Raw genomic sequence first — 7,696 nt, forward strand, 5'->3', positions numbered from 1 at the left:
GCGCACCTTGTTGATGTCGTTCCACACGGCGCGGTGGCGCTCCTTGAGCCGTTCGAGCTTATCTTCCTGCTTGGCAAGCTCGGGGAACGTACCGCTACGCAGGTTATGGCGTTTTTTGAGCTTGAGGCGGCTTTCCTCAATGCTGGCGTTCAGGGCGATGATTTTCTGCCGTAGCACGTTCACCCTGTGCAGCAGCGCGGCGTCATAGCCCACAATAAGCACCGTTTCCGTGGACAGACCGCCACCAAGCTGGTCCTCCACATAGATGATGCGCGAGCTGACAGCCTTGCCGCCAACAAGCATGCCCTTCACCGCAAGCTGCCCCACGGAGTAGACGTCGCTGTGCATACACGCGCCGTCCACCAGCAGGCACTTGCCGGCAAGGATTTGGGCGTTCTCCACAAAGGCTGCGCGCACATTGTTCTTGGCCCGCAGCACAGCCTTGCCGCCGCCTTTGATGCCCGTCTCGGCGACTATGGAATTCTCCGCGCGGATGCTGGCCCCCTCCACAATGTCCTTCACCATGACGTTGACGCCCTGCACGCCAAAGCCCGAGCGCACACTGCCATGCACGATAACATTGCCGAGGAAGAAAATCTTGCCTGTGTGGAAATCAACGTCACGGCGCACATTGAGGGTGCGCTTTACGGTGATGAAGCCGTCCATGTAAAAGACGTAACCATCCGCCGCCGCAAGCAGTCTGTCCGGGTTCTCCGGATCGACGACGGTGTTTTTTCCGGCGGGAAAAACCTTCTCATCGTACACGCATTGGATGACGCCCGAGTCGTCGTCCAGCGGCTCGTCGCACCACTCGGCAAGCAGGTCTCCGGTGCGGACGTTTTGCACGTAGCCAAGGTTGTAGAAATCCACATTGCCGTCGGAAAGCTGCCGTGGCTTCAAATTCTGATAGTCGAATGTTGGGTCGAAATGATGCAGCAAATAGTACGGCATAGGCGTTGCCTGTTGGTTCCGGTGTCGCTAGATGGTCAGTGCCGCAAGTTCCTCGTCGCTTCGCAGAATCTTGAAGTAGCGTTTCAGCTGAACAAGTTCCAGTGTTTTCAGCACCTGAGCGCCCGGGCGCAGCAGGTAGAAGGACTTGTCCTGCTCCTCAATGCGGGTGGACAGCGCCACCAAAAACCCAATGCCGGAGCTGTCGATAAACCGCACTTCCGACAGGTCCAACACAAGGAAGCTGTACCCGCCGCCACCAAGTTCGGCCTCAATGCGTTCCCGCAGGCGCGGCGTCACATCAAGGGTAATCTCGCCGGAACAGGTCACCAGCACGGCCTTGTTGCGTTTTTCTATCTGTAGGTTTTCCATGCGTCCTTCCCTATGGTTTTCCTCAGCGTCACAAGGGTCTTGCCCGGACCGGAGCAAATGCGCACCTCGTCCATGACCTTACGCATAATGTACAGTCCCCGTCCGCATTCGGCCTGCGGCTGTGGCACGTCCTCCTTGGCGGACGGCTCAAATCCTTGGCCGGTGTCGATCACGTCCATCTCCACGGCGGAGCCATGGTCTATACGCACACTCACGGCAACCCCCTCCGGCTCGGTGCCGGAGTAGGCGTGCTCCACCACGTTGGCGCACGCCTCGGTCAGCGCCAATTCCATATCATACAACAGACTGCCGTCATGCAAAACAGCGGCAAGCTCCTGCATGGCATCCTTCACCAACGCCCGCGAGGCCTCAGGATTCGCGCCGCAGGTGAACAATTTCTCCTTGCCGTGCACGCCAAACTCCACCCACAGGGCGGTGGCGTCGTCGCGCCATGTGGCGGCGTTGCCGCTGCGGCGCGCTATCTGCGCCTGCAATAGTTCCGGCACATCGCCACGCATGCACGTGACGTACCGGACCACATCGCGAAAGGCGTCAAAATCAAAAAACCCGCCATCCAGCTGCTCAAAGTCATAAAACCCGTCTGTGTAGAGCAGCAGGCCACCGGAAGGCGGCAAATCCCGGCGCGTCTCGGCAAAGGGCATAGTACGGAAAAAGCCAAGAACACTGGCCGTGGCGGGCAACTCGTCAACATTGTCGCCGTGGCGCAAAAATGCCGGACAATGTCCGGCGTTGATATAGGACAGCGACTGCCCCTCCACATCAAGGTCCACGGCCAAAACCGTGACGAAATCCTCTTCGCTGCCGATGATGTCGCACAGGTGGCGGTTAATCTGCTCGAAGGTGTCCTCCAGCGTCATCCCACTCTCGCGCGAAACGCGAAACAGCGTGCGCACAATGCCCATGATAAACGCCGCACGCGCGCCATGCCCCGACACATCCGCCACCACCACGCGCAGCAGGCCGTCGTGGGTGGTGAAGTAGTCAAAATAATCGCCACTGGCGCGGCCAGAGGGGCGGTACACATTGGAGACGTGCACCCCCGGCAGGTCCGCGCAGGCGGCGCAATGTGCGGTGGAATCGCCCTGCGGCAGCAGGCGCTCCTGCAGGGACGCCACGTGGGCGATTTCGCGCCCCATTTCATCACGCGCGCGGCGCAGGCGGCGCGTCAGGCGCACTTGCCGCGCGCCAACGCCCACGCGGGCCAAAAGCTCGGCGCGGTCAAAGGGCTTGTACAAAAAGTCGTTGGCGCCGGAACCAAAGGCCCGCATCTTACTTTCCGGCGCCTTGGCCGAGGTCATCATGGTGATGTTGACCTCGTCGTCGCCGTAGGTTTCGCGGATGCGGCGGATAACCCCAAACCCATCAAGGCGGGGCATATTCATGTCCAGCAGGATGATGTGCGGACGAAACGCGGTGTAGCGCACAAGGCCTTCCACGCCATCGGCGGCCACCTCTACGGCGTAGGCGAAGTTCGCCAGCATCTCGCGCAGCGAGGTTCGCAGGTCCTCCTCATCCTCAATGACGAGGACGCGTATGGCATCACCACCGGTATGTTCGTCCAATGCGGCCTCCCGGACCGTCTCTAAAACTCCTCGCTGTCCAGCAAAATGGTCACCGGTCCCCAGTTGGTCAGGCTCACGTCCATCATGGCGCCAAAGCGGCCCTCCTGCACTTTGCCGGGGAGCATGCCGCGCACATCGGACACAAGTCGCTCATACAACTGTAGGGCATTATCACCCTGCGCCGCAAGGTGAAACGACGGACGGCGGCCCTTGCGGCAGTCGGCGTACAGGGTGAACTGCGACACCAGCAAAATCTCGCCCCCATAGTCACGCAGGGACAGGTTCAGCTTGTCCGCCTCGTCGGGGAAGATGCGCAGGTCCAGCATTTTGCCGAGCATGGTCTTCCAGGTACGCGTCCCCGGCAGGTCCGGGCCGTCGTCGCGGCTGAGGCCAACAAGGGCCAGCAGGCCTTTGCCAATCTCGCCCACGGTCTCGCCATCCACGACCACGCTGGCGTTTCGCACACGTTGCAGATGCAGGCGCATGGCTACTCCTCGAAGTACGTCGCGGACTGGGCGGGCTTTTCGCTGACGGTGATGCTCTTCATGCACACGCCGCTGCCCTCAAGACGCTGCTCCATCTCCTTGTAGATAAAGCGGGCGATGTTCTCCGAGGACGGATTGTGCTCGGTAAACGCCGGATGCTCGTTCAGGTGGCAATGGTCCAGCCCGGAAAGGATGTCCTTCAGCATGGTCTTGAGCACCTTGAAGTCGATGAGCATTTCGGTCTTGGGCTGCAGAGCGCCGCCTTCCACAACGGCCTCAACGCCAAAGTTGTGGCCGTGCATACGCTCGCACTTGCCTTCATAGTGGCGGAGCTGATGGGCCGCGGCAAAGTCCGTGCGCACGGTCAGGCGCCACTTGCCAGTTTTCTGCGTCGTCATATCGTCTGGTTCCTTTTTCTCGTCGTCGGGAGTGCCGGGCTACAGCACCTCGACATCCTTCCAAAATTCACGGGTGGGCGTCACACTGTACTTGGGACCCAGCTGGAGCTTGCACTCGTACTGGTCCACGCGCAGCAGCATCTGCACAGGGATGCGCCCGGTGTGCTGCGCCAGCACGTCCTTCAGGCGCTTGCGGCCATCCTCGGTAAGGCGTTCGGCCTCCATGACCAGCATCACAGGCTCCTGATTGCCCGCCAAGGCGTCGGCAAGGAGCTTGACCTCATCAAGGATGAGCTTGGCGCGCTTGGGCACGCCTTCCTCTTCCTGCGGGCCGCCGTCGCGGTCACTGACCTTGCCGATGAAGAGAAGCGGCTGCTCGGAGTCCAGCATTTCGCGGTTTTTGGCGTAGGCCTCGGGGAAGACCACGGCCTCGCCCGAACCGGTCAGGTCCTCCACCTCCAAAAAGGCCATCTTGCCGCCCTTTTGGGTAATGTGTTCCTTGCGGCCCGTTACCAAAAACGCCGTGCGCACTTCCGCGCCGGGACCATAATCCGCCACCTGAAGCAGGCTAGGCAGGCGCATGCGCGCAAGTTCATGGCGGAAGGAAAGCAGCGGATGGCTGGACAGATAGAGGCCGAGGGCGTCCTTTTCCAGCTTCAGCTTTTCATCGTCGGGCCATTCCTCAATGGGCGGGCCGTCGGTATGGATGCCCGTTCCGGGCAGGGCGGGCATTTCCATGCCAGCCACAGCCATCAGGGACATCTGGCCGGAGTTCTTGTCCTTGGCCTTTTTCTGCGCCACGGAGACCACCCGGTCCAGCGCGTCCATAAGGCCCGCGCGCGGCACGTCAAAGCCGTCCATGGCGCCGGCCTTGATGAGATTCTCCAGCACGCGCTTGGTGACCTTGCGCAGGTTCACCCGCTCGCACAGGTCCAGCATGCTCTTGAAGGGGCCACCCTCCTGACGGGCGTCCACAATCTCGCGGATGGCTTCGTCGCCAACGTTCTTGATGCCCGCCAGACCGTACCGCACCTGCCCGTCAGCCGGCACGGTAAAGTGGCGCATGGAGCTGTTCACGTCCGGCGGCAGCACCTCAATTTCCATATCACGGCACGAGGCGATGTATTTCAGCACCTTGTCCGTGTTGTTCACTTCCGAGGTAATCATGGCGGCCATGAATTCCGTCGGATAGTGCGCCTTGAGGTAGGCCGTGTGGTAGGAAATGAGCGCGTAGGCCGCGGAGTGCGACTTGTTGAAGCCGTAGGCCGCGAACATTTCCATCAGGTCAAAGATTTCGGTGGCCTTCTCGGCGGAGACGCCCTTTTCCAGCGCGCCCTTGTTGAAGATTTCGCGCTGTTCGGCCATGGCTTCGGCGTTCTTTTTACCCATGGCGCGGCGGAGCAGGTCAGCGCCGCCAAGGGTGTAGCCGGCGACCACCTGCGCAATCTTCATGACCTGTTCCTGATAGACGATGACGCCGTAGGTATCCTGCAGCACCGGCTCCAGCTCCGGCAGCGGATACACGACCTCCACCTCGCCGTGCTTACGCTTGATGAACTCCTCAACCATGCCGGAACTCAGCGGTCCCGGACGGTACAGGGCGAGCATGGCGATAACGTCCTCAAAACAGCTGGGCTTTAGCATACGCAGGTACTTGCGCATGCCGTCGGATTCCACCTGAAAGATGCCGTCGGTGTCGCCGCGGGCGTACAGGTCAAAGGTCTCCTGATCATCAAGGCCCAGGGTATCAAGGTCCGGCGGCTCCTTGCCGCGCTCGGCAATGATGTCCACGGCGTCCTGAATCACCGTCATGGTGCGCAGGCCAAGGAAGTCGAACTTCACAAGGCCCACCTTTTCGACATTTTTCATGTCGAACTGGGCCACAACTTCGCCCTTTTTGCCCTTGTACACCGGCAGATAGTCCCACATGGGTCCGTCGGAGATAACCACGCCCGCCGCGTGGGTGGACGCGTGGCGGTGCATGCCCTCAAGGCGGCGCGAAATGTCAATGAGCTTGGCAACGCGGGAGTCGTTCTCCATGCGTTCCGGCAGCTCCGGCTCCATGTCCAGCGCCTTGTCGATGGTCATCTTGAGGTCTTCGGGGATGAGCTTGGCGATCTCGTTGACCTCGGGGAAGGACAGGCCAAGGGCGCGGCCCACGTCGCGGATGACGGCCTTGGCCTTCATGGTGCCGAAGGTGGTAATCTGCGCCACAGCGTCGTGGCCGTACTTGTCGCCCACGTACTTGATGACCTCGCCGCGCCGGCGTTCGCAGAAGTCCACGTCGATATCAGGCATGGACACGCGCTCGATGTTCAAGAAGCGCTCGAACAGCAAGTTGTACGGCATGGGGTCAAGGTTGGTGATGCGCAGGGCGTAGGCCACAATGGACCCCGCCGCCGACCCACGGCCCGGACCAACGGGAATGCGGTTGCGCTTGGCCCAGTTGATGAAGTCCTGCACGATGAGGAAGTAGCCGGGGAAGCCCATCTCCATGATGACGCCCAGCTCCATCTCAAGGCGGTCCCAATAGACCTTCTCGTCCACCTCGTAGGGCAGGTTCTCCAGACGCTCGCGCAGGCCGTCGCGCGCCATGTCGCACATCTGGTCGTCCAGACTCTTGCCGGGCGGCACGTCGTACACGGGGAAGAAGTACTTGCCCATGCGGATTTCCACGTTGCACTGCTCGGCAATGCGCACCGTATTTTCAATGGCCTCCGGACAGTCCGCAAAGGCGGCCTTCATCTCGGACGGCGGACGGAAATACAGCTTGTCCGTGTTGATGCGCATGCGCTTTTCATCGCTGACGCAGGCGTTGGTCTGCACGCACAGCAGGATGTCGTGCGCCTCGTGGTCCTGCGCGGTGAGGTAGTGGCAGTCGTTGGTGGCCACCAGCGGCAGCTTGGTGTGCCCCGCCAACTCGCGCAGCAGGGTATTGGCGTGGTCCTGCTCTTTCAGGCCGTTGGCCTGAAGCTCAATGTAAAAGCGGTTGGGAAAAATGTTTTCGTACAGCTGCGCCGTTTCGATGGCCTTGTCCATGCCCTCGTGGAGCACATGCTGGACCACCTCGCCCTGCAGGCAGGCGGACAGGGCGATGATGCCCTCGCTGTACTTTTTGAGGATTTCATGGCTGACGCGGGGCTTGTAATAAAAGCCGCGCAGGTAGCCCTCGGAGACGATTTTGGACAGATTGTGATAGCCCACAAGGTTCTGCGCAAGGAGCACCAAGTGGTAGCGCTTCTTCGCGTCCGCCCCTTCGACATTGGTATGCGGCCCCTTGGAGACATAGACCTCACAGCCAATGATGGGCTTCACACCCTTTTTTTTGGCTTCCTGAAAAAACTTGGCAGCGGCGAACATGTTGCCGTGGTCGGTCACCGCGGCGGCGGGCATACCAAACTCTATGGCCTTGGAGCACAAGTCGCCGAGGCGTATGGCGCCATCAAGAAGACTGAACTCCGTGTGGCAATGCAAATGGACGAAATCGGACATCGATATATGTATCTCTGAAAATTTGTGATCGTTGGTGGATTGTGTACGGCCATGAGGTAGCAGAAAACGCCCCCGGCAACAAACACCCGCTTTGCCGGGGCGTTACTGGACACCCCTCCTTTTTCGCCATTGAATTCAAGCCATTACAACGGCGCGCCCCGCCGCGCCAATTCCGCGCCGAGCAATTTTCCATACCCCGCCAACGCCTGCTGCGCACGGCTTTTCGCCCTCGGGCGGGCTTGCGCCTTGCCTTCGGGCCGTGGCTTTGTCATTGTGGAGGCTGGAACACGCCCCCTGCCCTCGTCACGTTGCCTCCTCCCCTCGCTCACGGCGGTTCCCCTTTCACCTTTCAGCAAGGGGCAATAATGCGCGGCATTTTCATCATTTTGTGCCTTTTGGCCTTGTTTCTTCCCACTGC

General features: G+C 60.5%; 7 protein-coding genes. All 7 read right to left on the bottom strand.

Going from position 1 to position 7,696, the window contains the following annotated elements:
• The coding region (locus ACY69P_RS11630; RefSeq protein ID WP_462327585.1) for a FapA family protein at positions 1-951 on the bottom strand (951 nt) is incomplete at its 3' end.
• A 27-nt stretch (positions 952-978) separates the two neighbouring features.
• Positions 979-1,320, bottom strand: a complete 342-nt coding sequence (locus ACY69P_RS11635; RefSeq protein WP_404843604.1) for an STAS domain-containing protein — start codon at positions 1,318-1,320, stop codon at positions 979-981.
• Complete coding sequence (locus tag ACY69P_RS11640; protein WP_462327586.1) at positions 1,302-2,903, bottom strand: ATP-binding SpoIIE family protein phosphatase; 1,602 nt, start codon at positions 2,901-2,903, stop codon at positions 1,302-1,304. The genes ACY69P_RS11635 and ACY69P_RS11640 overlap by 19 nt, the downstream gene beginning before the upstream one ends.
• A 20-nt stretch (positions 2,904-2,923) precedes the next feature.
• A complete protein-coding gene (gene dtd, locus ACY69P_RS11645) occupies positions 2,924-3,388 on the bottom strand; it encodes a D-aminoacyl-tRNA deacylase (protein WP_462327587.1) in 465 nt (154 codons plus the stop codon).
• Between the two features lie 2 nt (positions 3,389-3,390).
• The gene (gene queD, locus ACY69P_RS11650; RefSeq protein ID WP_459900780.1) at positions 3,391-3,786 is read right to left on the bottom strand and encodes a 6-carboxytetrahydropterin synthase QueD; all 396 of its coding nucleotides are present in this window, start codon (positions 3,784-3,786) and stop codon (positions 3,391-3,393) included.
• A 39-nt stretch (positions 3,787-3,825) separates the two neighbouring features.
• A complete protein-coding gene (gene dnaE, locus ACY69P_RS11655; protein ID WP_462327588.1) occupies positions 3,826-7,278 on the bottom strand; it encodes a DNA polymerase III subunit alpha in 3,453 nt (1,150 codons plus the stop codon).
• Positions 7,279-7,421: 143 nt separating this feature from the next.
• On the bottom strand, positions 7,422-7,696 hold a 275-nt coding region (locus ACY69P_RS11660; protein ID WP_462327589.1), incomplete at its 5' end, for a hypothetical protein.

The organism is Desulfobaculum sp. (assembly GCF_054921475.1).